This window comes from Billgrantia campisalis, from assembly GCF_022341425.1.
Taxonomy (GTDB): Bacteria; Pseudomonadota; Gammaproteobacteria; order Pseudomonadales; family Halomonadaceae; genus Halomonas; species Halomonas campisalis.
In genome coordinates, this window is record NZ_JABFUC010000004.1 from 226,731 (window position 1) to 251,389 (window position 24,659).

At 67.3% G+C, this 24,659-nt stretch carries 25 protein-coding genes; 17 read left to right on the plus strand and 8 right to left on the minus strand.

From position 1 onward, the window contains the following. The first annotated feature begins 87 nt into the window (after nt 1–87). Nucleotides 88–2,922, plus strand: a complete 2,835-nt coding sequence (locus HOP52_RS06635; protein WP_238976578.1) for an AMP-binding protein — start codon at nt 88–90, stop codon at nt 2,920–2,922. A 66-nt stretch (nt 2,923–2,988) separates the two neighbouring features. Further along, a complete protein-coding gene (locus HOP52_RS06640; RefSeq protein WP_238976579.1) occupies nt 2,989–3,300 on the plus strand; it encodes a YqfO family protein in 312 nt (103 codons plus the stop codon). Between the two features lie 27 nt (nt 3,301–3,327). Here the strand turns inward: HOP52_RS06640 and HOP52_RS06645 are convergent, their stop codons facing one another. After that, nucleotides 3,328–3,885: an NUDIX hydrolase gene (locus tag HOP52_RS06645; protein WP_238976580.1), complete on the minus strand. Its 558-nt coding sequence runs from the start codon at nt 3,883–3,885 to the stop codon at nt 3,328–3,330. 104 nt (nt 3,886–3,989) lie between these two features. On the opposite strand from HOP52_RS06645, the gene HOP52_RS06650 reads away from it, so the two are divergent. From HOP52_RS06650 to HOP52_RS06670, 5 genes are all read left to right on the plus strand, one after another. Then, nucleotides 3,990–4,634 (plus strand): CoA pyrophosphatase, encoded by a 645-nt coding sequence (locus tag HOP52_RS06650; RefSeq protein WP_238976581.1) that lies wholly within the window; start codon nt 3,990–3,992, stop codon nt 4,632–4,634. Between the two features lie 127 nt (nt 4,635–4,761). Next, nucleotides 4,762–5,328: a 2OG-Fe(II) oxygenase gene (locus HOP52_RS06655; RefSeq protein ID WP_238976582.1), complete on the plus strand. Its 567-nt coding sequence runs from the start codon at nt 4,762–4,764 to the stop codon at nt 5,326–5,328. Further along, nucleotides 5,328–6,905, plus strand: coding sequence for an ATP-binding protein (locus HOP52_RS06660; protein ID WP_238976583.1), 1,578 nt, complete (start codon nt 5,328–5,330; stop codon nt 6,903–6,905). The genes HOP52_RS06655 and HOP52_RS06660 overlap by 1 nt, the downstream gene beginning before the upstream one ends. Beyond that, nucleotides 6,902–7,555, plus strand: a complete 654-nt coding sequence (locus HOP52_RS19705; RefSeq protein ID WP_238976584.1) for a response regulator transcription factor — start codon at nt 6,902–6,904, stop codon at nt 7,553–7,555. The genes HOP52_RS06660 and HOP52_RS19705 overlap by 4 nt, the downstream gene beginning before the upstream one ends. Nucleotides 7,556–7,702: 147 nt before the next feature. Beyond that, a complete protein-coding gene (locus HOP52_RS06670) occupies nt 7,703–8,191 on the plus strand; it encodes a FixH family protein (protein ID WP_238976585.1) in 489 nt (162 codons plus the stop codon). Between the two features lie 225 nt (nt 8,192–8,416). Here the strand turns inward: HOP52_RS06670 and HOP52_RS06675 are convergent, their stop codons facing one another. Both HOP52_RS06675 and HOP52_RS06680 read right to left on the minus strand, forming a co-directional pair. After that, the gene (locus HOP52_RS06675) at nt 8,417–9,280 is read right to left on the minus strand and encodes a WD40/YVTN/BNR-like repeat-containing protein (protein ID WP_238976586.1); all 864 of its coding nucleotides are present in this window, start codon (nt 9,278–9,280) and stop codon (nt 8,417–8,419) included. A 79-nt stretch (nt 9,281–9,359) separates the two neighbouring features. Further along, nucleotides 9,360–11,021: a multicopper oxidase family protein gene (locus HOP52_RS06680; RefSeq protein WP_238976587.1), complete on the minus strand. Its 1,662-nt coding sequence runs from the start codon at nt 11,019–11,021 to the stop codon at nt 9,360–9,362. 675 nt (nt 11,022–11,696) lie between these two features. Between HOP52_RS06680 and HOP52_RS06685 the strand changes: the two genes are divergently transcribed. Together HOP52_RS06685 and HOP52_RS06690 are read left to right on the plus strand one after the other, a co-directional pair. Then, nucleotides 11,697–12,038 (plus strand): hypothetical protein, encoded by a 342-nt coding sequence (locus tag HOP52_RS06685; protein WP_238976588.1) that lies wholly within the window; start codon nt 11,697–11,699, stop codon nt 12,036–12,038. Nucleotides 12,039–12,102: 64 nt separating this feature from the next. Then, entirely contained in the window at nt 12,103–13,080 is a 978-nt protein-coding gene (locus tag HOP52_RS06690) for a c-type cytochrome (RefSeq protein ID WP_238976589.1), read from the plus strand. Nucleotides 13,081–13,153: 73 nt separating this feature from the next. Here HOP52_RS06690 and HOP52_RS06695 read toward each other — a convergent pair whose 3' ends face one another. Together HOP52_RS06695 and HOP52_RS06700 are read right to left on the minus strand one after the other, a co-directional pair. After that, on the minus strand, nt 13,154–13,600 hold the full coding sequence (locus HOP52_RS06695) for a universal stress protein (RefSeq protein ID WP_238976590.1): 447 nt from the start codon (nt 13,598–13,600) through the stop codon (nt 13,154–13,156). A 146-nt stretch (nt 13,601–13,746) separates the two neighbouring features. Further along, nucleotides 13,747–14,808 (minus strand): L,D-transpeptidase family protein, encoded by a 1,062-nt coding sequence (locus tag HOP52_RS06700; RefSeq protein ID WP_238976591.1) that lies wholly within the window; start codon nt 14,806–14,808, stop codon nt 13,747–13,749. Nucleotides 14,809–15,132: 324 nt separating this feature from the next. Between HOP52_RS06700 and HOP52_RS06705 the strand changes: the two genes are divergently transcribed. Then, nucleotides 15,133–16,239 carry a fatty acid desaturase gene (locus HOP52_RS06705; protein ID WP_238976592.1) on the plus strand — a complete coding sequence of 369 codons (1,107 nt, stop codon included), beginning with the start codon at nt 15,133–15,135 and terminating at the stop codon, nt 16,237–16,239. A 161-nt stretch (nt 16,240–16,400) separates the two neighbouring features. On the opposite strand, the gene HOP52_RS06710 is transcribed toward HOP52_RS06705, so the two are convergent. Together HOP52_RS06710 and HOP52_RS06715 are read right to left on the minus strand one after the other, a co-directional pair. Beyond that, complete coding sequence (locus HOP52_RS06710) at nt 16,401–16,970, minus strand: carboxymuconolactone decarboxylase family protein (protein WP_238976593.1); 570 nt, start codon at nt 16,968–16,970, stop codon at nt 16,401–16,403. Between the two features lie 84 nt (nt 16,971–17,054). Next, nucleotides 17,055–17,642 carry a TetR/AcrR family transcriptional regulator gene (locus HOP52_RS06715; protein WP_238976594.1) on the minus strand — a complete coding sequence of 196 codons (588 nt, stop codon included), beginning with the start codon at nt 17,640–17,642 and terminating at the stop codon, nt 17,055–17,057. Between the two features lie 188 nt (nt 17,643–17,830). Here HOP52_RS06715 and HOP52_RS06720 point away from each other — a divergent pair, with 188 nt between their 5' ends. From HOP52_RS06720 to HOP52_RS06750, 7 genes are all read left to right on the plus strand, one after another. After that, nucleotides 17,831–18,280 carry a hypothetical protein gene (locus tag HOP52_RS06720; RefSeq protein ID WP_238976595.1) on the plus strand — a complete coding sequence of 150 codons (450 nt, stop codon included), beginning with the start codon at nt 17,831–17,833 and terminating at the stop codon, nt 18,278–18,280. A 135-nt stretch (nt 18,281–18,415) separates the two neighbouring features. Then, on the plus strand, nt 18,416–19,060 hold the full coding sequence (locus HOP52_RS06725; protein WP_238976596.1) for a Spy/CpxP family protein refolding chaperone: 645 nt from the start codon (nt 18,416–18,418) through the stop codon (nt 19,058–19,060). Between the two features lie 80 nt (nt 19,061–19,140). Continuing rightward, entirely contained in the window at nt 19,141–21,648 is a 2,508-nt protein-coding gene (locus HOP52_RS06730) for a heavy metal translocating P-type ATPase (RefSeq protein ID WP_238976597.1), read from the plus strand. After that, a complete protein-coding gene (locus HOP52_RS06735) occupies nt 21,645–21,923 on the plus strand; it encodes a hypothetical protein (RefSeq protein ID WP_238976598.1) in 279 nt (92 codons plus the stop codon). The genes HOP52_RS06730 and HOP52_RS06735 overlap by 4 nt, the downstream gene beginning before the upstream one ends. 82 nt (nt 21,924–22,005) lie before the next feature. Next, nucleotides 22,006–22,350 carry a DUF2946 family protein gene (locus HOP52_RS06740; protein WP_238976599.1) on the plus strand — a complete coding sequence of 115 codons (345 nt, stop codon included), beginning with the start codon at nt 22,006–22,008 and terminating at the stop codon, nt 22,348–22,350. Between the two features lie 77 nt (nt 22,351–22,427). Continuing rightward, nucleotides 22,428–22,580: a hypothetical protein gene (locus tag HOP52_RS06745; RefSeq protein ID WP_238976600.1), complete on the plus strand. Its 153-nt coding sequence runs from the start codon at nt 22,428–22,430 to the stop codon at nt 22,578–22,580. After that, nucleotides 22,577–23,017 carry a DUF411 domain-containing protein gene (locus HOP52_RS06750; protein WP_238976601.1) on the plus strand — a complete coding sequence of 147 codons (441 nt, stop codon included), beginning with the start codon at nt 22,577–22,579 and terminating at the stop codon, nt 23,015–23,017. Before HOP52_RS06745 ends, HOP52_RS06750 begins: the two co-directional genes overlap by 4 nt. A 92-nt stretch (nt 23,018–23,109) precedes the next feature. On the opposite strand, the gene HOP52_RS06755 is transcribed toward HOP52_RS06750, so the two are convergent. Beyond that, nucleotides 23,110–24,582 (minus strand): lipase family alpha/beta hydrolase, encoded by a 1,473-nt coding sequence (locus HOP52_RS06755; RefSeq protein ID WP_238976602.1) that lies wholly within the window; start codon nt 24,580–24,582, stop codon nt 23,110–23,112. Nucleotides 24,583–24,659 lie beyond the last annotated feature (77 nt).

The window sequence follows — 24,659 nt, forward strand, 5'->3', positions numbered from 1 at the left end:
TACACCCCGGCAATGAGCGCCTACAGTGAGGGGGAGCGCCTACAGTGAGGGGGCAACCTCGGCGAGCAACTCTTCGAAGGATAGCCAGTGGCGAAGCAGTCAGGAACCGAACACCAGGCACGGGCCGAAGCGGTGCAGCAGCGGCTGCTCGAGATCATCGATGACCTGGTACGTGAAACCCAGCCGCAGCGACCGTCGAGCCACCCCGCCACGGCGCAGTCGCGGCTGGACCGGGACCTGGGCTTCGACAGCCTGGCCCGGGCGGAACTGGTGCTGCGCCTCGAGCGTGACTTCGCCGTGACCCTGCCCGAATCCGCGTTGGCCGCCGACACCCCGGCGGACCTGGTGCCGCTACTGCTCGATGCCCCGGGGGAAATGCGCCCCGCCGCGGACAGCCGGCAATTGCTGACAAACACACCGCCGGTGACGGGCGAACCCACCGGCGCCGGCACCTTGAACGCGGCGCTCGACTGGCACCTGGCGTACCAGCCGACGCGCCCCCACCTGCTGATCTACGGCGATAGCGACACCCCCGAGACCCTGAGCTATGCCGACCTGGACGAGCAGGCACAGCGGGTGGCCGCCGCACTGGCCCAGCGCGGGGTGCGCCACGGCGACCGCGTCGCCCTGATGCTGCCCACCGGGCAGGACTACTTCGTCGCCTTCATCGCCATCCTACGCGCCGGCGGCGTCCCGGTACCCATCTACCCGCCCGCGCGCCCGGCCCAGTTGGAGGAACACCTGCGCCGCCACGGTCGGATCCTGAGCAATGCCGGCGCGGAGTGTCTGATCACCGTTGCCCAGGCCCGGCGCGTGGCCCGCCTGCTGCGCGCCGAGGCCCCGCAGCTGTCGGCCATCGTCACCGTCGCTGAGCTCTCGGCGACGGTGATGGCCGACCCCGGTCTCGGCATGCTCCGTCAGACACCCAACGCCGCGAGCCTGGCACTGTTGCAGTACACGTCCGGCAGCACCGGCGACCCCAAGGGGGTCATGCTCAGCCATGCCCAGCTGATGGCCAACATCCGCGCCATGGGCGAGCGCGGGCGGGTCACCCCCCAGGATGTGTTCGTCAGCTGGCTGCCGCTGTATCACGACATGGGCCTGATCGGCGCCTGGCTCTCCAGCCTCTACTACGGCATTCCCCTGGTGGTGATGTCGCCGCTCGCCTTCCTGAGCCACCCGCTGCGCTGGCTGGAGCTGATCGACCGCCACCGCGGCACCCTCTCGGGGGGGCCCAACTTCGGCTTCGAGCTCTGCCTGCGCGCCCTGACACCCGAGCGGGGCCAGGGACTGGACCTGAGCTGCTGGCGGGTCGCCTTCAACGGCGCCGAACCGGTTAGCCCCCGCACCATGGAGCGGTTCGCCGAGCGCCTGGCCCCCTGCGGGCTGCGCCGCGAGGCGCTGATGCCAGTCTACGGCCTGGCCGAGGCGGCGGTGGGGCTGTGCATTGCGCCGCCGGGCCGCGGGCTGCGGCTGGACCACATCGATCACGACACCTTTGCCGCCACTCAGGTGGCCAGGCCGGCCCGGTCCCGGGCCTCCGCCCAGGTTGTGGTCAACTGCGGCCCGCCCCTGCCTGGCTATCGGCTGCGCATCGTCGACCCCGAGGGACGCGAGCTGCCGGAGCGCCATGTCGGTGAAATAGAGTTTCGCGGCCCCTCGGCCACGGCGGGCTATTTCCACCGCTCCGAGGCCACCGCCGCGCTCTTCCATGGCGACTGGCTGCGCACCGGCGACCGCGGCTACCTCGCCGATGGCGATCTCCATATCAGCGGCCGGATCAAGGACATGCTGGTGCGCGGCGGGCGCAATATCTACCCCTACGACCTCGAGGAGGCGATCGGCGCCCTCGACGGGGTGCGCCAGGGCTGCGTGGCGGTCTTCGGCGACCCGGACCCGCAGACCGGCAGCGAGGCGCTGGTGGTGGTGGCCGAAACCCGGGTCACCGACGCCGCTCAGCGTGAACGGATCACCCGGGCAATCGGCGAAACCACGCAGGCCCTCCTCGACCTGCCCGCCGACGTCATTCGCCTGGTACCGCCGCACAGCGTGCTCAAGACTTCCAGCGGCAAGATCCGCCGCGCGGCCACCGCCGAGCGCTACCGCAACGGCCGCCTGGAGCAGTCCGCCGCGCCGGTATGGCGGCAGGCCCTGGCCCTGGCCGCTCGCGCCGGGGTCATGCGCTCACGGCGGTGGCTGCAGCATGTTGGCCGCTGGCTCTACGGCGCCTACGCCTGGAGCCTCTTCGCCGTCGCCCTGGTCGCGGTCGGCCTGGTCGCACTCCCTCTGCCCCGGCTCGCCTGGCGCTGGCGGGTGACCCGGTATATAGCACGTACCGTGGCGAGACTTGCCGGCCTGCGCATCCACGCCCGCGGCCTGTCTCACCTACCCCGCGAATCCCCCTGCGTGCTGGTCGCCAATCACGCCAGCTACCTGGACGCCCTGGTGCTCATCGCCGTGATGCCCCGCGGCTTTCGCTACCTCGCCAAGGCGGAGTTCAAGGGTCAGGCACCGGTACACTTCCTGCTGCGCCGCATGGGAGCCCTGTTCGTGGAGCGCTTCGACCCGCGCCAGGCGACCCGCGACACCCAGCAGGTGTTCGCGGCCCTTGCGGCCGGCGATTCCCTGGCCTTCTTCCCGGAGGGTACCTTCAGCCGCCAACCCGGCCTCAAGGCCTTCCATATGGGTGCCTTCGTCGCCGCGGCTCAGGCCGGCGCTCCGGTGCTGCCGGTCGCCCTGAGCGGCACGCGACCGCTGCTGCGCGGCAGCGAGTGGCTGCCGCGCCCAGGCAGGGTGAACGTCAGTGTGGGCAGCCCCCTGTACCCCAGGGCAGAGGGGTGGGCGGAGGCGGTCCGGCTGCGCGACGACACCCGGGCCTTCATCGCCTCGGCCTGCGGTGAACCGGATCTTCTGGCACCTTGAGCGTGAGCCGCCCGGCTCCCACAGGGCCCAGGGCGTCATACAGCAGCGAACAAGAGGAGAACCGCGATGTACAAACTAGCCTTCTATGTCCCCGTGGAGGACGCCGAGGCCGTCAAGGAGGCGGTGTTCGCCAGCGGCGCCGGACGCATCGGCGACTACGAGGCGTGCTGTTTCCAGACCCCGGGTACCGGGCAATTCCGCCCCCTGGCCGGGGCCAACCCTCATATCGGCCGGGTCGGCGACCTGGAGCGGGTGGAGGAGCTCAAGGTGGAGTTGGTCTGCGAGGATCGCCTGATCCGAGAGGCCCTGGCAGCGCTCAAGGCCGCCCACCCCTACGAGGAGCCGGCCTATGATGTCTGGAAGCTGGAGGACCTGTGAGCCCGGCAGACCGAGGGAGGTGAGCGCTTAGGCGCTGCCGAAGTAGCGCTCGCGGTCCTCGGCGGTGATATCGCTGATATGCAGCGGGAAGCGTGCCTCGCCGCGGTCGCTATAGAAATGGCGCAGGGTGCGCTCGATGGTGGGAAAGGCGAGCTCATCCCAGGGAATCTCGTGCTCCTCGAACAGCGCCACTTCGAGACTCTCCGGGCCGGCGGCGAAGCTCCCCACCAGATCGGCGCGGAAGATCATGTAGACTTGGTTGATGTGCGGCAGGTTGATCAGGGTGTAGAGCCCATGGATATCGACCTCGGCGCAGGCCTCCTCGCGGGTCTCGCGGGCGGCCGCCTCCACGGTGGTCTCGGCGTTCTCCATGAAGCCCGCCGGCAGGGTCCAGAACCCCTTGCGCGGGGCGATGGCGCGCCGGCACAGCAGCACCCGCGAGCCGCAGACCGGCAGGGTGCCGGCGACGATGCGTGGGTTCTGATAGTGGATGGTCCCGCAGGCCTCGCACAGATAGCGAGGCCGGTCATCCCCTTCCGGAATGGCGAAACGCACGGTATGGCCACAGTGGCTGCAGAAGTTCATGGGGCTCCCTGGCAGGCTGACGAGCGGTGCCGACACCGCCCGGCTTCGGGCTTGACGCCGATGACGGCGGCCGGGTAGAAGGAATCAAACCCGATGGAAACCCCATGTTAGAGAAACTTCGCGAACGCCTGCAAGCGCACGCCCCGCAGCGGATGGTCATCGACCTGCCCCAGGCCGCGGTACTGATGCCCATCGTCGACCGCCCCGAGCCGACGCTGCTGTTCACCCGCCGCGCCAGCCACCTTGCGACCCACGGCGGCCAGGTGGCCTTTCCCGGCGGCAAGCGCGAGCAGGGCGACCCCGACCTGCTGTTTACCGCCCTGCGCGAGTCCGAGGAGGAGATTGCCCTGCCCCCGAGCCGGGTCGAGCTGCTCGGCCGGCTCTCGGACGTAGTCTCGCTGCACGGCCTTCGCGTCACCCCCTATGTCGGCCTGATACCCCCGGACCTGCCGCTCGCGCCCGACCTGGGCGAGCTCGACACCATCTTCGAGGTGCCGCTGACGCTGTTTCTGGAGGACCGCCGTCACCACACCGATGTCATCCCGGTCGACGGCCGCCCCTACTACGTGCCCAGCTACCATACCGCCGGCCAGGTGATCTGGGGGCTCTCCTCGATGATGCTGGTGGAGCTGCTCGCCGAAGGCTTCGGACGCCCGGTGAGCCTGCACCGCGAGCCCCCGGACGGCCGGCTGTGCTATTTTTCCGAACGCCAGCTGCGCGCCCGGGAGGCCCTGGCCCGCTCCCCGTGAGCCGCTTACGTACCCATCAGGAGCCACGCCTCTGATCCCGCTACGCGACCGCCCCGTTCTCGATCCCCGCGCCCTGCCCGACCTGGTCGACGCCCTGGTCGAACAGGGCTGGTACCTGGGCCCCGGCATGCTCGACCCCGAGCTGTGCCACGAGCTCTATCGCGAGCTAATGGCGATGGCCGAGCGCGACGCCCTCACGGCGGCCGGCATCGGGCGCGGCCGCGAGCACCACCTCGAGCGTGAGATCCGCGGCGACGCCATTCGCTGGCTCGACCGTGAAAGCCTCGCCCAGCGCCGCTACCTGGGCGGAATGGCCGAGCTGCAGCGCGAGCTCAACCAGACGCTGTTCCTGGGACTGTTCGAGTACGAGGCGCACTTCGCCCACTACCCGCCCGGGGCCGGCTACCGGCGCCACCTGGACAGTTTCCGTGGCCGCGCCAACCGGGTGGTCTCCACGGTGGGCTACCTCAACCCGGACTGGCCCGCCGACGGCGGCGGCGAGATGGTGATCTTCGATACCCAAGCCCCCGAGCGCGAGGTGGCGCGCGTGCGCCCCGCGGCGGGCACCTTCGCCTGCTTCCTCTCCGAGAGCGTGCCCCACGAGGTGCTGCCCGCCGGCCGGCCGCGGGCCAGCATCGCCGGCTGGTTCCGGCGCAACGCCTCGCTGGGCGGCCGGGTGGACCCGCCGCGCTGATGGCAGGCCGCGACGACAACGAACGGCTACGGCGGCGCCTGGCCGAGCTCGAAGCGCAAAATGCCGAGCTAGAAGCGCAAAACGCCGAGCTCGACGCCCAGCGGCGCCACTACCAATGGCTGGCCGAGAGCACCACCGACCTGATCTCCCGCCATGCCCGGGACGGCACCTTCCTCTACGCCTCCCAGGCAGCGCGCAGCCTGCTCGGCTATGCCCCCGATGAGCTGATCGGGGTCTCCGCCTACGACCTCTTCCACCCCGCGGACCTGGCCGACCTGCTCAACAAGTCGCCGCGGGTCTACTACCACGACGGCTTCTACCAGCAGACCTATCGCTTTCGCGCCAAGGACGGCCGCTACGTGTGGTTCGAAACCACCAGCCGCACCCGCCGCGACCCCGCCACCGGCGAGCTGCTCGACATCCTCTGCGTGTCCCGCGACGTGAGTCGACGCATCCGCGCCGAAGCCAATCGCGAGCGCCTGGCCCGGGTGGTGGAATCCACCACCGACTATGTGCTGTTCGTCGACGGCGAGGAGCGACTCTTCTACTCCAACGAGGCGGCCCGCCGGCTGCTCGCTCTGCCGCGGGACGACCACGATGCCCGCCTGGCCCAAGCCTACACCCCGGAGTCGCTGGCGGTGCTGCGCGAGATCGTACTGCCCGCCGTGGCCCGCTACGGCTCCTGGAGTGGCGAGCTGGAAATGCAGGGCAGCCGGGGCCCGGCTCCGGTGCTCAGCGTGGTGCTGGCCCACCGCGGTCCCGGCGCCGCGCCGGACCATCTGTCGCTGCTCAACCGCGACATCGGCCTGCGCAAGGCCGCCGAGGCCCAGGCCCGTCGCCATCAGGAGCAGATCGCCCACGCCAATCGCCTGGCCACCACCGGCGAGCTGGCCTCCAATATCGCCCATGAGCTCAACCAGCCCCTGGGCGCCATCGGCAACTACGCCAGCGGCGCGCTGATGCAGCTGCGCACCGACCCCACCCGCCCCGCCGGCGACCTGGCGCTGCCGCTGTCGCGCATCAACGAGCAGATCCAGCGCCTGGCCGAACGGCTGCGCCATATCCGCACCTTCGTGCGCAAGGGCCAGACCCGGCCGCGGCCGGTGGCGCTGATCGAGGTGGTCGATGCCGCCTGCCGGCTGTGTGAATGGCAGTACCAGCAGGCCGGTATCGCCCTGGAGCATGCGCTGCCCGAAACCCTGCCCCGAGTGCTCGCCGACCCGGTGGGGCTGGAGCAGGTGCTGGTCAACCTGCTGCTCAACGCCCTGGAGGCCAGCCGCGACCACCCCGGCGCCGACCGGGTAGTGATCGACGCCCGCTCCAGCGGCCCCCGGGAAGTCACCTTCCGGGTCCGCGACCGCGGCCCCGGCATCGCGGCAAGCCGTGCCGCCCACCTGTTCGAGCCCTTCCACTCCACCCGCGAGGAGGGCCTGGGCATGGGGCTCGCCATCAGCCACTCGCTGATGGAAGCCATGGGCGGCGGCCTGGAGCTGGTCAGCGGTTCCGGTGGCGCCACCTTTGCCGGTACACTGCAGGCCGAAGCCAGCCGCCATGCACCGCCTCGGAGCCAGCCGTGACCAACGCCCAGGCCCTCTCAGACCCGTTCGACGCCGCCCCCTGCGTGGCGGTGGTCGACGACGACGCCGCCCTGCGCGACTCGCTCGCCTGGCTGCTCGACTCCGTGGGCCTGGCCACCCGCGCCTTCGCCGACGGCGAGGCCTTCCTCGCCGCGGCACCCGACGCCTTCGACGCCGTGCTGCTCGACGTGCGCATGCCCGGCCTCTCCGGTCTGCAGGTGCAGCAGCGGATGAGGGAGCGGGGAGATGAGCTTCCGGTGATCTTCATGACCGGCCATGGCGACGTGCCCATGGCGGTGGCGGCACTCAAGGCCGGCGCCTTCGACTTCATCGAGAAGCCGTTCAACCATCAGCAGCTGATCGACACCGTGCAGCAGGCGCTGGCCGAACACCAGCGCCAGCGCGAGGCGAGAGGGCGGCGCGAGGCGCTCGAGGCCCGCTACGCCGCCCTGCGTCCCAAGGAGCGCCAGATTCTGGTGCACGTAGCCGAGGGCATGACGAGCCGCGAGATCGCCGGGCGGCTGGGGATCAGCGCCAAGACCGTGGAGATCTACCGCCTGCGCGCCATGAAGGCGCTGGGCGCCAACAACCTCGCCGAGTTGGTGCGTATCTGCGTGGCGCTGGGGCTGGTCAGTCCGCTGCCCGAGTGAAGCGCCGCCGGCTTGGCCGCCCCACCGGGCAGGATTTGACCGATATCATAACCCTGGCGACTTCTGCCACAGCGCCGCGACGGCATGGCATCATGCCCCTGTCCGTCAGCCTAACGCTCGACCGCCCTGACTTCGGAGCCTCCACCGATGACCGGTCCCTGCACCGCCCCCGATCCCGCGACCCGTTCGGCCCGCCGCATAGCGCTGGGCCTGGGCATTCCCATTGTGCTGGTACTGGCGGTGCTGATCGCCATGCCCTTCATGGCGGGCAATGAAACCACCCTGCAGGTCGATGGCCATATACCGGCGGAGCCCGGCACCGAACAGGGCGGCGTGCATTTTTCCGGCACCGTGCACCAGTGGGCGGTATCAGGCAGCCTGGCGATCGAGGCCGACCGACAGGCGCGGCTCTCCTTCCGGCTGCGCGGGCCCGACGGCAGCCCGCCCCGGCAGACCATGCGGGTTCCCATCACCTTCACCATGCCCGGGCACGACATGCAGACCGAGGTCACGGCCCGCCAGACCGGCCCCGACAGCTTTCGCGCCAGCGCCGAGCTACCCATGCCGGGCGCCTGGCAGATGCGCATGACCTTCTCCGACGTGACCGGCATACTGTCGTTTGACGCCAGCGATTAACGGCTTTCACAAACGACCACGGCAGGACTCATGTTCAGCGCTCGGCACTGCCGTGGTCAGGGTGCCATATCCGTGATATCGCTCCGAAACAGATCGGTAGTCGACGAACTGAGTAACGGCTGATGCAAACGCACCCGCCGAGCAAACCCCGTATCGAGGATGAAAGCCCGGATTCTAACTGGGGTATCGTGCATCCTGGCTATTGGCTCAATCCGGGCTCAGGACCTACAGCGAAGCCCACTGCTTGCCGCCATCGGTGCTTCGCAGCAACCGCCCCTGGTCATCTGCCGCTACCAGATGCGCCGGGTCGGACGGATCCACCGCCAGATGAGTCAGGTAGCGATCCTCCCAGCCTCGATGGACCACCTCCCAGGCGCGGTTGACCTCCTCGGCCCGCAGCAGGCCGACGCCCAGCATGAAGGCATGGAGCTTGCCCCCGCTGATCACCACCAGGCTGACCGGCCGCCGTTCGGGATGCACCTGCCGCCAGCGCTGGCCGCCGTCGGGGCTCATTAGGAGACCGGTCTGGGTGGCGGCGTAGAGATGGTCTGGATCACGGCTCGATACTGCCAGGCCGATCAACCCTTCCGGCGCATCCCCCAGCACCTGCCACTCATGGCCACCATCGCGACTCCCTTGCAGCCGGCCACGATAGGCCCCGTAGAGTACATCCGGATCAGCCTCGCTGACGGTCAACTGGTGAAAGTCCACCGGCCCATCGACGCCGGCCGAACGCTGCTCCCAGCTCTGCCCGCCGTCGTGGGAGACCATCACGCCAAGGTTACCCCCTCTCGCCGGATGGCCGCTGGCAAAGAAGGTCTCGGGCTGTTCGGGATGGGGCGTGAAGCCCATGAAATCATGCCGCTCCTGCGACACCTGGCGCGCCTTGCCATCAGCGTCGACGACATGGAAGCCATGGTGGGTGGCCAGCCAGATCCGCTCGCTATCGGTGCGATCGAAGGCCAATCCGTGGATATGGGTCTGCTGGCGCAGCTGATCCAAGGTGACGCCCTCCGGTTCTCGTGAACAGCCGGTCAGTAGCAGCGTCAGCAGTAAGGCCACGAGCAGCGGCCATCGGTAACTCATCATGAAAAGAGTCCTCATCACTTCAGGAAAGGAGCGGCGCCATACGCGACGGTGCGCAACGCCGCCCCAGGGGAAGACGCCCTCAGCTCACGCGGATCGCGGCCATCATGCCCAACTCCTCGTGCTCGATGATATGGCAGTGGAACAGCCAGTCGCCGGGTTCGCGGAACACCAGGCGAAGTTTCAGACGCTGGTAGGGTGTCAGATTGACGGTGTCCTTCCAGGCCAGCCAGGGCGAGTCTTGCCATTCAGCGTCGGCTTCACGGCTGGCCACCACCTGGAAGTGCGTGCCGTGCACGTGGAAGGGATGGTCCATATGGGAGTTGTTGAACACCTCCCACTCTTCGACTTCGCCGGCCCGGCCCTCAAACAGCACCTCGCCCATGGCGAAAGCGCGGCCGTTGATCAGAAAGTCCACCGGCGGACGATGGCCATCGGCGCTCGCGCTTTCCCGGTCATGGTCAGGCTTCATGCCGTGATCGTCGCCGTGGTCCATTGCATCGCCGTGGCCCATCCCGTGATCGCTACCGTGGTCCATTGCATCGCCATGGCCCATCCCGTGATCGTTACCGTGGTCCATCGCATCGCCATGGTCCATCGCATCGCCATGGTCCATGCCGGGCATCACCTCGGTCAGCTCGACCGTCCGGCGTACCGCCGGCTCCCCCAACGGCTCGATGGTGGCCAGGCGAGACGGTAATGCCACGGCCGGCTGCGCTTCACCCTCGAGCACTCGGATATCGACAAGCGGTGCCACCTCCCCCAAGTGAGGCGGCGTCTCTCCCATCCAGCCTCGCTCGTAGGGGTGGCTGGCCAGCAGAAAGCGCTCACCGCCCTGCTCGCTGATACGCACCAGCAGGTCGGCCCGCTCGCCCGGGGTCAGCAGCAGCTCGTCCAGCGCCTGTGGTTGCTCGAGCAAGCCGCCATCGGTACCGATCAGGGTAAGCGTGTGCTCTTCCAGCCGCAGGCGCAGATAGCGGCCGGCACAGGCATTGACCAGCCTCAGGCGCAGGGTGGTGCCCGGTGCCACATCCAAGCGCGGGCGTCGCTGGCCGTTGACCAGCAGCAGTTCGCCTTCACGGCCATTCATCCAGTCCTCGGCGGTATGTGGCGTCACCTCGCCGGTACCGCTCAAGCGCAGGTCACTGACCATCAGCAGCCGCTCTTCCACCTCAGGCGGCACCACTTCCTCACGGGGGCGAACCAGCAGCGCCCCGGCCAGGCCATGGGCGATCTGGCGAGCCAGCACCCCATGGGGGTGCGGATGAAACCAGTGCAGTCCTGCACTGCCGTCGGCAAAGCTGTGTCGATAGCGACGCGACTCCCCCGGCGCCACGGCATCGCTGGGCATCCCATCGTGTTCGTTGGCCACGGCAATACCGTGCCAGTGCACGGTGGTCTCCTGCGACAGCTCGTTGATCAGGGTAACGTCGAAGTCGTCGCCTTCGCTGACCTCTATCAGCGGTGCCACCTTCCGGTTGTAGAGCCACAGGCGAGCCTGGTGATCACTGCCGAGGGCGACCGCGTGTGGCGCTGGGGTGAGTACACTGCGGAACTGGCCCGGCTGGTCGGACAGGTTGGTGAGTCGGGGCAGCGACTGCAGGGGGTCTCCCTCGGGCAGAACCGCAGGGTCGAGCAGAGCAGCATGGCCGGCATGGTGAGCGACCATGGCATGAGTGAGTCCTGAGGCCGAGAGGGCCAGTCCGCCCAAGGCGGAATAGCGCAGAAAATCGCGACGTTGCATGGAGTAACCTCGTAATTTGAACAATACAGAAGTGCCCGCTGGGCATATAGGCCAGCGGCATCGTCAGGGAGAGTGTTCAAACACGAGGAGGGCGATCGAGGCGTCCGTTGGGTGCATTCGGCCAGCACGATACCAGGGCGAATCGCGGCACAGCAGAGAGGCTGGTGAGGCGGTTCGGCTCGAGCCGCATTGCGGCGCAGTGTCCGCACGGCAAGCAACAGCCCAGCGGCTCAAGGTCCGCTTTCATCTGCTCCTGGATATGATCCGCCGCCTCCCGAGGGTCGATCTCGACGGCACAAGGGCTACCGGCATGATGACTGGCAGCCTTGAGACCGGTCGGCGCCACCAGAGTGACGGCCAACAGCACACAGAGCAACCATGTCACAGCGCAACGAAGCATGCATATCCCCAGGATGCCGAGCACACCAACGACTCGAGTATTTCACGCTGGCCGAGCCAACGGCAACCGTCGGCGTCGGGGCCGCTGATGCTGGCCTCATGTCAGATCCACCCATGCCCTTTAGCCTCGCCGCCGACACCCGCGAATTGCCTGACCCGGATCAGATAACCGCCGCCTTTCGCCGGTGCGGGCCTGCGGATGGCTTGCACCGCTGCCCCATGGAAGCGATGATCGGCCAGGTACTGTCTTCCATCGTTTCGAGGTTTGCGCCCCTTATGCGTCGCGCCGTTCTCCAGTGGGTCAGCCTATGCCTGATCCTCGCCCTCTCGGCGGGGACGCTGACGCTGGCCGGCCTCGACGCTGCGGGCGGGACTGCCCACGGCGTGCATACGAGCCTGGAAGTGGAGACCGACGAAGCAGCGTGTGAACACACCACGCACACCGCGCCTGATGAGTGCTGGACACCCTGCCTGGGTGCCAGCCACTGCCTCGCCGGTGCCGCAAACGTCGATGGCGCCCTGCCGACCACGGCCGTCGACCGCCCCCCGCTGGCCTGGCCGGGCTTCATACCGCCGACGCCCTACGACCTGCACGAACGCCCTCCCAGAGCCGCCTGATTACCCCGGACCCTGTGGCGACCCTCAGCCGTCGCCGAGCTTCGATCGTAATCAGGAGATTTCCATGCGTATCAAAATCCGCAAGCGGCCCATCGGCGCGCAGGCCCAGGCAGGTGCCCTGACGGCTTCCCTTCGCTCTTCCGCCCTTCTCGTCGGCAGCCTGACCCTGGCGGTCGTGCTGGCCGCTCCCGGCCAAGCCGATCCACCACCGGGCGAGCACTCCCATAGCCATGCCCACGATGACCACAGCCATGCCCATGGCGACGACGGTCACGCTCACGGCGACGACGGTCACGCCCACGGCGACAGCGATCACGCCCACGGCGACGACGGTCACGCCTACGGCGACAGCGATCACGCCCAGGGCGACGACGGTCATGCCCATGGCGACGATAATCATGCCCATGGCGACGACGGTCACGCCCATGGCGACGGCGATCACGCCCATGGCGACGACGATCATGCCCACGGCAACGGCGATCACGCCCACGGCAACGACGATCATGCCCACGGCGACGGCGATCATGTCCACGGCGACGGCGACGGCGATCACGCCCACGGCAACGACGGTCATGCCCATGGCGACGACGGTCATGCCCATGGCGACGACGGTCATGCCCATGGCGACGACGGTCATGCCCATGGCGACGATGATCATGCCCATGGCGACGGCGGCCACGGCTGGCAGGCTCCCCAGGAGTGGGTCGAGCGCGTGAACCCGCTGGAGCCCGATGCCGAGACCCTCGCCTATGGCCAGCAGGTCTATCAGCGCTACTGCTCGGCCTGCCACGGCCTGGAGGGCGCCGGTGACGGCCCCGCTGCGGCCATTGCCGGCTTCGATCCCAGCCCCACCAACCTAGTCCTGCATGGTGCCGCCCATGGCGCTGGGGAGTATGCCTGGCTGATCAAGGAGGGCGGCCACACCAGCGCTATGCCGCGCTACCTGGACAAGCTGGACGACGAAGCGGTCTGGTCCGTGGTGCACTATATCCGCCATGAGCTGGCGGGCGATCACGGTGACCATGCCAGCCATCAACACTAAAAGCAGCAGGCCGGCACCTGAGCGGGCCGGCCTGCGCTAACGCTTTGCTACGCCGTCAGGCGAGCAATCGACCTCAATGCACCGTGATGACCGTACACTCGGCGGTGTGGCTGACCCGGTGGGAAACGCTGCCGGTCACCATGCCCTGCAGATCGCTCATCCCGCGACTGCCCATCACGATGGCCTCGACGCCCAGCGCCCGGGCCTCCTCGATGATCGCCTCGGCCGCCTGCCCCTTCGCCACGATCTCCTTGACCTCCACCCCGTCAAGGCTCACCGCCGAGCGCGTCTTCTCGAGCACCGCTCGCGCCTGCGACTCGCGCTCGCTGACCAGCCGCTGGATCACCTCCTCGCTCACCGGCAAGCCGCTGCCTCCGATCAGCAAGCCGACATCGTCGAGGGGCCGCTGCACATGTATCAGATAGAGCGTGGCCGACGCCCCCGCCAAGTACTGCGCCACCCGCAAGGCCTTCTCGGCAAAGGCGGAACCATCTACCGGAACGAGAATTGACTGGTACATTTCGCATCCCCTGTGCTGGTCATGGATACGCTGAGCGCCGCATCGAACGGCCTCACCTTCATTGCTTTCAGCCTAGTCGCCCCGGGAGCCCCCGCCCACTGCCGGCCGACTGTCCGACGCGCCGGCGTGACTGGCGATCCGGGATGTCAGACGGTCAGTTCATCCAGCAGCCCAAGCCCCTCGCCCTCGTCGATCGGTTCTTTGGGCTCGGGTTCCGGCTTCGGGGGTGGCTCCAGTGCCACTACCTGGCCGTTGGGATGGTCGAGCAGCTCGCGCAGCTGCTCATAATCGAACGCCACACCGTTGGAGTTGCCCTGGTTCAGCATACCGAGGGTCTCGACCAGGGCCGACATACCGTGCTCCTGCTCCTCCAGCGGCTCGAAGACCTGCACCAGCGGCTGCCCCTCGTCCCAACCGACCTTGATCGGCTGGTCGATGATATTGACCTGGGTGCCCACCGGCACGCTATGGAACACCGACTCGATGTCCTCGGGGAACATGCGGATGCAGCCGCGGCTGGCGCGCATGCCGATACCGTCGGGCTCGTTGGTGCCGTGGATCAGATAGCCGGGAATATCGAGCAGGATGGCGTGGCGCCCCAGCGGGTTATCAGGGCCCGGCGGCACCACCGGCGGCGCCGACTCGCCGCGCTCGGCGGCCTCCTCGCGCATGGAGCGCGGTGGATACCAGGCCGGATCTTCCAGGCGCATGGTGGTCTTGGTCACGCCCAGCGGGGTGTCATAGCCCTCGCGACCGATGCCGATGGGGTAGGTCTCCACCCGCGGCGTCTCGCCCTCACCCACTTCCGGGTAGTAGTAGAGCCGCAGCTCGGCGATATTGATCACGATGCCGGTGCGCTCGGCGTCGGGCAGGATGAATTTCGACGGTATCACCACCTCGGTTCCCTCGCCGGGCACCCAGACGCTGACGTCAGGATTGGCGCTGCGGATCTCCTCATAGCCCACGTTGTGCTCGCGGGCGATATCAAGCAGCGTATCCTCCTCGCCTGCCTCGACGCGATATACCTCGCCGATCACATTGCCTGCCTCAGGCAGCGGGAAGTGGCCCTTCGGCCACTCGGGCTCCTCCTCGGCCAGGGCCACCGCCGAAAAGAGCAGGCCTCCGGCCGCCAGCAGCCCTGACAGGGCCTTCCACGCCCCCCTTGAGCCCGGCACCGGCATAATGGGGTTAAGTCTCGCTATCGCCATGTTACTCGCCTCTTCCATTCTGCCGCGGCCCTCGGAACCGCGACGGGATCATCCATCATGCGGATAGTGTACCGGGGAGCGCCCCCATCATGAGCGGGAACACTGTTGGCTTTTGTCACGGCCGCCCTTCAGCCTAACCCGAGCCTCTGTTCGGTACCGTACAGACATCGTGTGCGCCTGGCGCCAGCCTTAAGATTCGGGGGATTCGGATCCGTTGTCGAAGCGGGAGCGGATCGAAGCGCCCTGCACCAAGACACCCAGGCACGCATCCCGCTGGGTCGCTAGACCAAAGAATGGCGTGTCGGGCTCATCAGGAGCCTGAACATGAAGCCCCAAGCGCCGAATGGCGACATCACCACCGAACCACGGGCATTGATGCGCGTACTCGGCGGATACCGCGAGCCACGCCTCGCGCGCAGCGTTCTGGAAATCACCATCACGGTGATTCCCTTCGCCTCCCTCTGGCTACTGCTATGGGCCAGCCTGAGCGCCGGCCACTGGCTCGGCCTGTTGCTCGTCGTGCCCGCCGCCGGTTTTCTCGTACGCTTGTTCATGATCCTGCATGACTGCAGCCACGGGGCTTTCTTCCGATCCAAGCGCGTCAACGACTGGGTGGGACGGGTCATCGGCGTTGTGACCCTGACGCCCTACGACTTCTGGCGCCACACCCATGCGCGCCATCATGTGAACTCCGGCAATCTGGATCGCCCGCGTCTCGGTGGCATCGACACCCTGACCGTGCGCGAATTCCAGAGCCTGCCGCGAGGACAGCGGCTCCGCTACCGTCTGTACCGGCACCCGCTGGTATTGTTCGGTCTCGGGCCGGCGTACCTTTTCCTGCTGGATAATCGACTGCCATTGGGCTTCATCCGCGGGGGATGGATGCCATGGCTTAGCACCATGGGCACCAACGCGGCGATTGTGGTCGTCGTCGCCGCGATGATGGGGCTGGTCGGCGTCGGCCCCTTCCTGCTGGTGCATCTACCGATCATGGTACTCGCCGCGTCGATCGGCGTCTGGCTGTTCTATGTCCAGCACCAGTTCGAAGATACCTTCTGGGAGCATGACCACGACTGGACCTTCCATGAGGCAGCGCTGCACGGCAGCTCCTACTATGACCTGCCGGCTGTCTTGCGCTGGTTCACCGCCAATATCGGGGTGCATCACGTCCATCACCTCTGCAGCCGCATCCCCTTCTACCGCCTACCCGAGGTGCTCCGTGACCACCCCGAGCTCCGGAGCATCGGCCGCCTGACGCTGCGGCAAAGCCTGGGGGCGGTGCGCCTCTCGCTCTGGGACGAGGAGAAGCGCCGCCTGGTCTCCTTTGGCGAAGCGCGTGACCTGCCGCCGGCCGAGGGTGGCGGCAGCGCTGACCGGACACCTCGTACCGCCCAACCGAAGGCACTCAGCGGCCGGCAGCCCGCCATCTGACGGAGGCAAGATCCCTATCATCCGCGATCACTGGCACCGCTGGGCCTGCTCAAGCACCGGAACGGCACTTGGCGAGCCCTACCGGCGTCACCTCCTCTGAGGTCTCGCAAGGCGTCCGAGCGTCGTGACTTGCGGGGCCAGAGGCAGTAGAACCGCCGAATTCAACCGTTCCAGGCATGGCCGGCGAAGGCCTCATCGAGCTCGGGATGATTGAGATGATTGGAGTAGTTGCTCAGCGTCTTCGCCGCCAGCGCCAGCACGATCTGCAGGATATGCGGCTCCTCGAAGCCAGCCTCCAAGAAGGCGGCGACGTCGTCCCGGCTCGGCTTACCCCGCGTTTCGAACATCACCCGGGTGAATTCACTGAGGGTGGCAAGCCGCATGTCCGGAATCGGCTGGTCGTTGCGAATCGCCTCGAGCACATCGGCCGGCACCTGGGACATCTTCTCGCCTAGCATGCTATGGGCCGACATGCAGTAGCCGCAGCCGTTGAGCCGGCTGATGGTCAGGAAGACCACCTCCTGCTGCGGGGGGGTGAAGCCCGAGTCCTGGCGGAACAGCTCGTAGCCATGCAGGTAGGTATCGAGCACGCCGGGCGCCTTGGCCATCCCCTGATACATGTTGGGCACGAACCCCAGCTTCTCATTGGCCTGCTCGAGCAGCGGCTTGGCCTGGGCATCGGCATTGTCGAGGGTCTGGGGCGCTAGCTGAATCTTGTAGTCGGCGGTCATGGGTCATGCCTCCTGAGAATCAAACGACTCTTGGGTGGTGAAACGCCAAATCCGGAACGAACGGTCCAGATATGGTAAAAAAATTCAGCGTAAGGTGGCCAACACCAGCTCGGCGGCCTGTTCGGCCTCGGTGGCAGCGGTGCCGGCCTTGAGCATGGCCCGCAGCCCAGCCATCCCCAGCGTGAGATAGAGCGCCAGGGCACGGGCATCGCGATGGGCGGCGATGTCCCCCTCTGCCTGGCCACGCTCCACCGCTTGATGAAACAGCCCGGTGATGACCTCGACGCTCAGGGAGGCCTCGCGGGCCGGCCTGTCACCGCGCTGACCGAGCTCGGTGGCGGAGTTGAAGATCAGACAGCCCAGCGCCGCCCGCTCACTCTCGGCCTCCCGGGCGGTGTCGCGATAGAGCGCCTCGAAGAAGGCCAGCGCCGTCGGCGCCTCATCGAGGCGGCGCTGCAGCCGCTCGACCAGGCCTGTCCGGTAGCGCCCTAGGGCCTCCAGAAACAGCTGCTCCTTGTTGCCGAAGGCCTGGTACAGGCTGCTGCGGGAAATCTGCATGGCTGCCAGCAGGTCCCGGGTCGAGGCGGCATCGTAGCCGCGGGCCCAGAAGACCTGCATGGCGGCCATGACGGCCTGATCGGGGCTGAATGCTAGGGGGCGTCCACGTGTCATGCCTGCAATTTAGTATCGATTGTTCCATATTTCAAGCCGCACCCTCACGGCGTGCCCCGCTTTCGATATTGACATCTCCACGACAGGCCATTCCCATTGTTTCGATCCTGAAAACATCCGTGCAGCACAAGGGTTTACAGGCAACAGCCGTTTGACCTGTATCAATGGAAATGCGGCTGATCTGCACTATGGTGAAAGAGACTTCCCTGCCGCTGGAGCCGAACCCCATGGCCAGCCATGCCACACAGCACGAGCACCGGCCGAGGTATATCCCGGCCTGCCAGCGCTGTGGGCTGGCCATACTGCTGAGCCTGTTGCTGGCGCTGCTGCTCGGCAGCAGCGCCAGTGCCCATCTCACCACCCCCGGCCACGGCGGCCATTCGGCGTTCGACCACCCCCTGGCCTTAGAGAGCTTCGACGGCACGCTTCCGCACTGCCAACACGGCCATGGCGCCCCGGCGACATCCCACGCCATACTGCGTGCCGAGCGTCAGGAACTCGATCACGACGCCACCCCACCCCGCTTCACACCCCCCGAGACTCCACCGTCCGTACCGGCCGTGACCGGCATGCCTCGCGGCCTGCCCGACGTTTTGCAACCTCCTCTGTATCTGCTGACGCAACGCCTGCGCCCCTGACATCGAGCGACGCCATCCACAAACGCCCTGCGCCATCGAGGCGTCCACGCGATGGTTCCACGCGCCTCCAGCCATATTCGCGCTGGGGCGTATTCCACATCGATCATCGGGCAACCTGCCCACAGGAGACACACCATGAGACTTCAAAAGCACGCGTTGGCAATCGGCCTGGCCCTGGCAATCACCGCCGGCGGCAGCGGCCTCGCCATGGCTCAGGGCGGCATGATGGGCACCGATCAGCCAGACAGAAGCTCCGGCATGATGGGAGGAATGATGGGCGGCAGCCAGGGCGGCATGGGCCCCGGCGGCATGATGGGAGGGATGATGGGCGGCAGCCAAGGCGGCATGGGCCCCGGCGGCATGATGGGAGGGATGATGGGCGGCATGGGCCCCGACATGATGAAAGGCATGATGGGTGGGGGCATGATGCCCTGCCCGATGATGGGAGAGGGCATGGGCATGATGTCGATGCTCGACCCCGAGCAGCGCAGCGAGATGCGCGAGCTGATGCACGAACACCGCCCCGCCCAGTTCGAGCGCATGGGGCGAATGATGAACCTGCGCGATGACCTGATGACCGAGATGCAACAGGACCGCCCCGATCCGGAAGCCGTGCAGCAACGCCATGCCCGCATGGCCGAGCTCCACGGCGAAATGGTGGCGGAAATGGTGCGCATGCGTAACGCCATGCATGACCTCATGACCGATGAGCAGCGCGAGCAGCTCCGCCAGGCGGCGCCCGCCGATGTAGATCCCGAGGACCACGACGCCCATCACTGATTGGCGATGACAGTGAATAAGTAACTGGACGGACGGCCAACCCTGGCCGTCCACTCGGCGACAGCTGCAGGAGGCACGCGATGCGCGACACCACGTCTAGAACGATCACCCTGACCGTTCCCGGCATGGGCAGCGACCACTGTGCCGGGATCGTGCGCAAGACCCTCGAGCGCCTTGATGGCGTGGATCAGATCCAGACCAATATCGCCAACCACCATGTCAGTGTGACCATCAACGACGGTGGTCCCGATGGCCCGGCACTGAAAGATGCCGTGGAGGGTGCCGGCTATGACGTGGCCGCGGTCAGTGGCGGTACCGGCAAGCAACAGATTCGGCTGACGGTGCCGGGCATGGGCTCGGACCACTGCGCCGGCATCGTGCGCAAGACCCTCGAGCGCCTGGAAGGCATCGAGTCGATCGATACCAATATCGCCAGCCACCGCGTGTCGGTCACCGTCGCCGCCGACGGCCCCGATGGCGACGCGCTCAAGAGCGCGGTCGAGGGCGCCGGCTACGACGTGGCCGCGGTGCAGTCCGAGGAGCAGGAAACCGGCGAGGGCGATGCCGAGATCGAGGCGGCCTACCTCGGCCAGGCCCGCAAGCGGCTGATCATCGCCGCCGTGCCCACCACCCTGATCATGCTGCTGATGATGCCGCACATGTTCTGGCAGCCGATCCCGGGCTACCTGGCCATCATCGCCGTGCTCGCGTTTCCGGTGGTGTTTCTCTTCGGCGGCATTGCCACCCACAAGTCGACCTGGCGCTCGCTGAGAAACGGCACCTTCAACATGGACGTGCTGATCTCCATGGGCAGTCTGCCGCCCTACCTGATCGGCCTGGTCGGCTTCATTACTCCAATGACATCGTTCATCGAGATGGCGGCGACCATCATGACCTTCCACCTGCTGGGGCGCTACCTGGAAGCCCTGGCGAAGGGGCGCGCCTCCCAGGCCATCCGCCGCCTGCTGACCCTGGGCGCCAAGACGGCCCGGGTGGAGCGCGACGGCGAGGAAGTCGAAGTGCCGGTGAAGGAACTGGCCCCCGGCGACATCATGATCGTGCGCCCCGGCGACAAGGTCCCCACCGACGGCGAGGTGGTCGAAGGCGAAAGCCATCTCGACGAGTCCATCGCCACCGGCGAGTCGATCCCGGTCTACAAGAGCACCGGCGACAGCGTGATCGGCGCCACCATCAACAAGGAGGGGCGACTGCGGGTCAAGGCGACCCGCGTCGGCGGGGATACCTTTCTCGCCCAGGTGGTTCGCCTGATCGACCAGGCCCAGGGCTCGCGGGTACCCATACAGGAGTTCGCCGACCGCATGACCGGCCGCTTCGTGCCGGCGGTACTGGCAATATCGCTCGCCAGCCTCATCGCCTGGGCGCTGTTCCCGGACGCCCTGCGGCCGATCCTCGACTGGGGCGCGGCCTTCCTGCCCTGGGTCAATCCCGAGGCCGCCACCCCGGTACTGGCGATACTGGCGGCCATCGCCGTGCTGGTCATCGCCTGTCCCTGTGCCCTCGGCCTGGCCACCCCCACGGCGCTGATGGTCGGCTCCGGTATCGGCGCCGAGCGCGGCATCCTGATCCGCTCCGGCGAGGCGATTCAGACCTTCAAGGACGTCAAGGTGATGGTGCTCGACAAGACCGGCACCATTACCCGCGGCGAGCCCAGGCTCACCGACGTGGTAGCCGCCGAGGGTGCCGATGAAACCCATCTGCTGACCCTGGCCGCCAGCGTCGAGAATGCCTCCGAGCACCCCATCGCACGCGCCATCGTCGAGGGGGTCCGCGAACGGGGCGTAAAGCCCAGCGACGTCAGCGAGTTTCGCTCCACCGGGGCCCGCGGCGTCTCCGGCAAGGTGGGCGAGGCGTCCGTGCTGATCGGCAATCGCCGCCTGCTGGAAGAAGCCAGCGTGGAAGGCCTCGAGGCCCTGGATGACGCCATGGGCGAACTCGAGGAGAAGGGACGCACCGTGGTGATCGTCGCCGCCGACGGCCGCGCCCTGGGGCTGGTGGCGGTGGCCGACACCCTCAAGGAGGAGTCGGTCGAGGCCATCCGCGGCATGCACGAACTCGGCCTGCACGTGGTGATGATCACCGGCGACAACGAGCGGGCCGCCCGCGCCGTGGCCCAAGAAGTGGGCATCGACGAGGTCCAGGCCGGGGTGCTGCCGGAGGGCAAGGTCGACGCCATCCGAGCCCTCCAGAAGAAGCACGGCAACCATGTGGCCATGGTCGGCGACGGCATCAACGACGCCCCGGCGCTGACCCAGGCCAACGTAGGCATCGCCATCGGCGCCGGGGCCGATGTCGCCATCGAGGCCGCCGACGTGACCCTGGTGCGCGGCGAACTCACCGCCGTGGTCGACGCCATGCACCTCTCCCAGGCCACCTTCGGCAAGATCGTCCAGAACCTGATCTGGGCCAGCGCCTACAACGTGGCGGCCATCCCCATCGCCGCGATCGGGCTTCTACACCCCATGATCGGTGTCATCGCCATGACCACCAGTTCACTCTCGGTAATCGGTAATTCACTGCTGCTCAAGCGGCGCTTCACCCGTGTACAACCCGAAGGAGAGGCTTCATGACTCCCCATCACACCCCGCAACAGCGCCCACAGCGCGAAGACGACAGGCCTGCCCGCGACGCGCATCGGGCAGGCGACCACGGCGCTGCCGAAAAATCCGGCCACCATTGGCTGATGATCGTCTGCCTGCTGCTGATGGGTGCGGCCGTGCTCAGCGTGCTGTGGCGCGGCAACCCCTTTGGCGCCGGCACCTGGCTGCTGCTGCTCCCCATGCTGCTGTGCCTGGGCATGCACTTGCTGGTGCATCGCTACCATGGCCGCCACCGAGACGACTGAGACAGGGCCACACCTTGCGCTGGGTCAATGCATGGCCTATCACGCCAAGGCAAGATGAAGATCTGACAGTGGAGATTTCGCCATGGGCAGGTTGGACCGGACATCGCTGACGCAAGGCACAGGAGGCCGCTGGCTGGCCGTCCTGCTCGCGATGCTGTTGGCCATGGTCACCCTGTCGAGCCACGGCGCCACGCAGAACCATCAGATCGATTGCGGCGTCGCCGCTGAACGCATGTCGGATGACGGCCATTCGAGTGGCGCTCTCGGTGTCGAGCATGACCATGACGCCGCATCCTGCGCTACCTGCACCACCGCCATGGGCCAGGCGCTACTGCCCGTGGTGGGCCCGGAACGCCAGGCCAACTCTCTGGCCATGGCAGCATCCCCGCAGATCCCGCTGCCCCCTCGGCGCCCTCCCAGAGCCTGATCCAACGCACCGCGACCCGGCCGCCCTGCTTACCCTAGGCGCTCGGTTGATCCCACCCGTTGATCAGGAGAGACACCATGCTGTCCACCTGCCTCGCCCAGATGGGCTTTCTGGGCTCCATCATGCCCATCGCCATGCTCACCCTGCTCGGCCTCGGCATCGCCGCCCTCGCCAAGTACCTGTTCACGTCACGCCACACGTTCCGCGACCTTCCGGAGGCCCGCTCATGAATCATCTTCGCGCCACCCTGCTGTTCTCCGCCGCCCTGCTGCTGGGCACCGGCACCGCCCAGGCCGCCCTGCCCGACTCGGCGACCATGTACAAGAACCCGGAATGTGGCTGCTGCGACGAGTACGCCCGCCAGCTCGAAGCGCTCGGGGTCAGCGTCAAGCTCGTCGACGACGTGGAGGTGGGGCGTATCAAGCAGCGCGTCGGCCTGCCCTACGGACACGGCTCCTGCCACACCATTCAGATGGGCGGCTACGCCATCGAAGGGCATGTTCCCTTCGAGGCGGTCAAGAAGCTCTTCGAGGAGCGCCCGGATACCCGCGGCATCGGCCTGGCCGGCATGCCCATCGGCACTCCCGGCATGCCGGGGCCGAAACGCGAAGATTGGCACATCTACCAGTTCCGCAACGGTGAAGCCGAGCCCTTCATGACCCTGTAGCCCCCTGCGCCCACTCGGCTCCGGCCGAGTGGGCATCGATCAACTCGCGCTCCCTCAATCATCGCCCACCGGCGCGCTCCGCTGTGCCCACCTCACCCCCAGTCCTCAATGGCCACATAGAGCCGGGCCCTGAAGCCCTTGCGGCTGCTCAGTGGAACGTAGCTCGCGCCCTGTTCGTCCTGCTTGACGGGGCGACCGCGCCCCTCTCCCCAGTCCTCGTCGCCCATGATGTAGCGCAGCCGCCAGCCGTCCGAGGCGGCGGTCGCCAGGATCACCACCTTCTCTCGGAAAAGGTTCTCGTCGGGCACCCGGCGGCTCACGAACCAGCGCCCGGCAACCTTGAACTCTGTGCTGCGCACGGCGATATCGGCCACCAGCAGCATGGTCCGCCCCTGGCTGACGGTGATCTTGGCACTGTCCAGGTAGACCGAGAAGAGCACTGGGTGACGAGCGTGGTCATGCCCGCTGCGCTCGGGATGGAAGAGTTCATCGAAGCGGCGGAAGACCGCCGAGCCGTGCTCGACCCGGCGGTCCGACAGGGCCACCGGCGGGTGCAGCCGCGGCGTCACGGCACATTCGAAATGGTAGCCGCCTTTGATCGTCTCACCGTCCTCACGGGCCTTCTCCACCGACGGCGGCAACGGCAGGTGCTCCACCACCAGGCGCCCCTTCATCAGGGCATCACCGAACAGGAAGCGCACCAGGTTCTGGTAGCCGGTTTCGGAGTTGACCATGCCGGCGTGGCCGCTGTGGCTGAGGTAGGCGAAGACCCGCGGCGCCGCCTCGACCCAGGCGTTGTCGATCGTCACCAGGCCATCGCTCATCGCGCCGACCCGCAGGCCCGTCGCCTGGTAATCCTGGTGGTTGGTCCCCACCAGACAGAAGAAGCGCTCGGGAGGGAAGCGCCCGTCCAGGTGGTTGACCCGACCGTTGCGCGGTGTGAGCTGGAGATACTCGGCGATGCGCTGCCGATTGAAGTTGTTGATGTCCCAGATCCCCAAGAAGGACGGCACGTTGAAGCCGGCCATCTCGATCCCATTGTGGGGCGAGCCGTAGGTGAACACCTTGTCGACGCAGGCCCTGGCCTCATCGCTGCCCACCGTCTCGTTCTGCAGCAGGCAGCGGCAGATCAGCCCGCCCATGGAGTGGGCCACCAGGTAGACCTTGAACGCCTCCCGGGCCGCGGCATCGTCGCCGCAGATGCGTTCCCGCAACCACAGGATCCGCGCGGCCAGGTCCTCGGCGGCCTCGATGATCGACGGTCGCTGGCCGCGGCCCTCGGCGTCCTCGTAGTAGCGATGGATCAGCAGGCTCTTGTGCGGCAGCTCCCCCTCACGGACCGCCCCCTGCTCATAGATGTCGCGATAGCCGTACTCCTTCATCAGCCGGATCACCGGCGACTCGAAGATGAACGTCAGCAGCTCGCCGCCCGGCCCCTGACGCACCCGGGTCGCCCCCAGGTTGAAGCCCATGTAGGGGGTATTGATGGTGTTCTCGATCTGGGTATCGCGCATGGCATAGCCGCGCACATAGATGATTGGATGGTGCCGTGCATGACGCGTCATGGCTGCCCTCCCGACTCTGGCTGCCGTCTCGAATGCCGCCCCGTTCGCGACCGCTCCTCGGCCGGCAACTGGACACT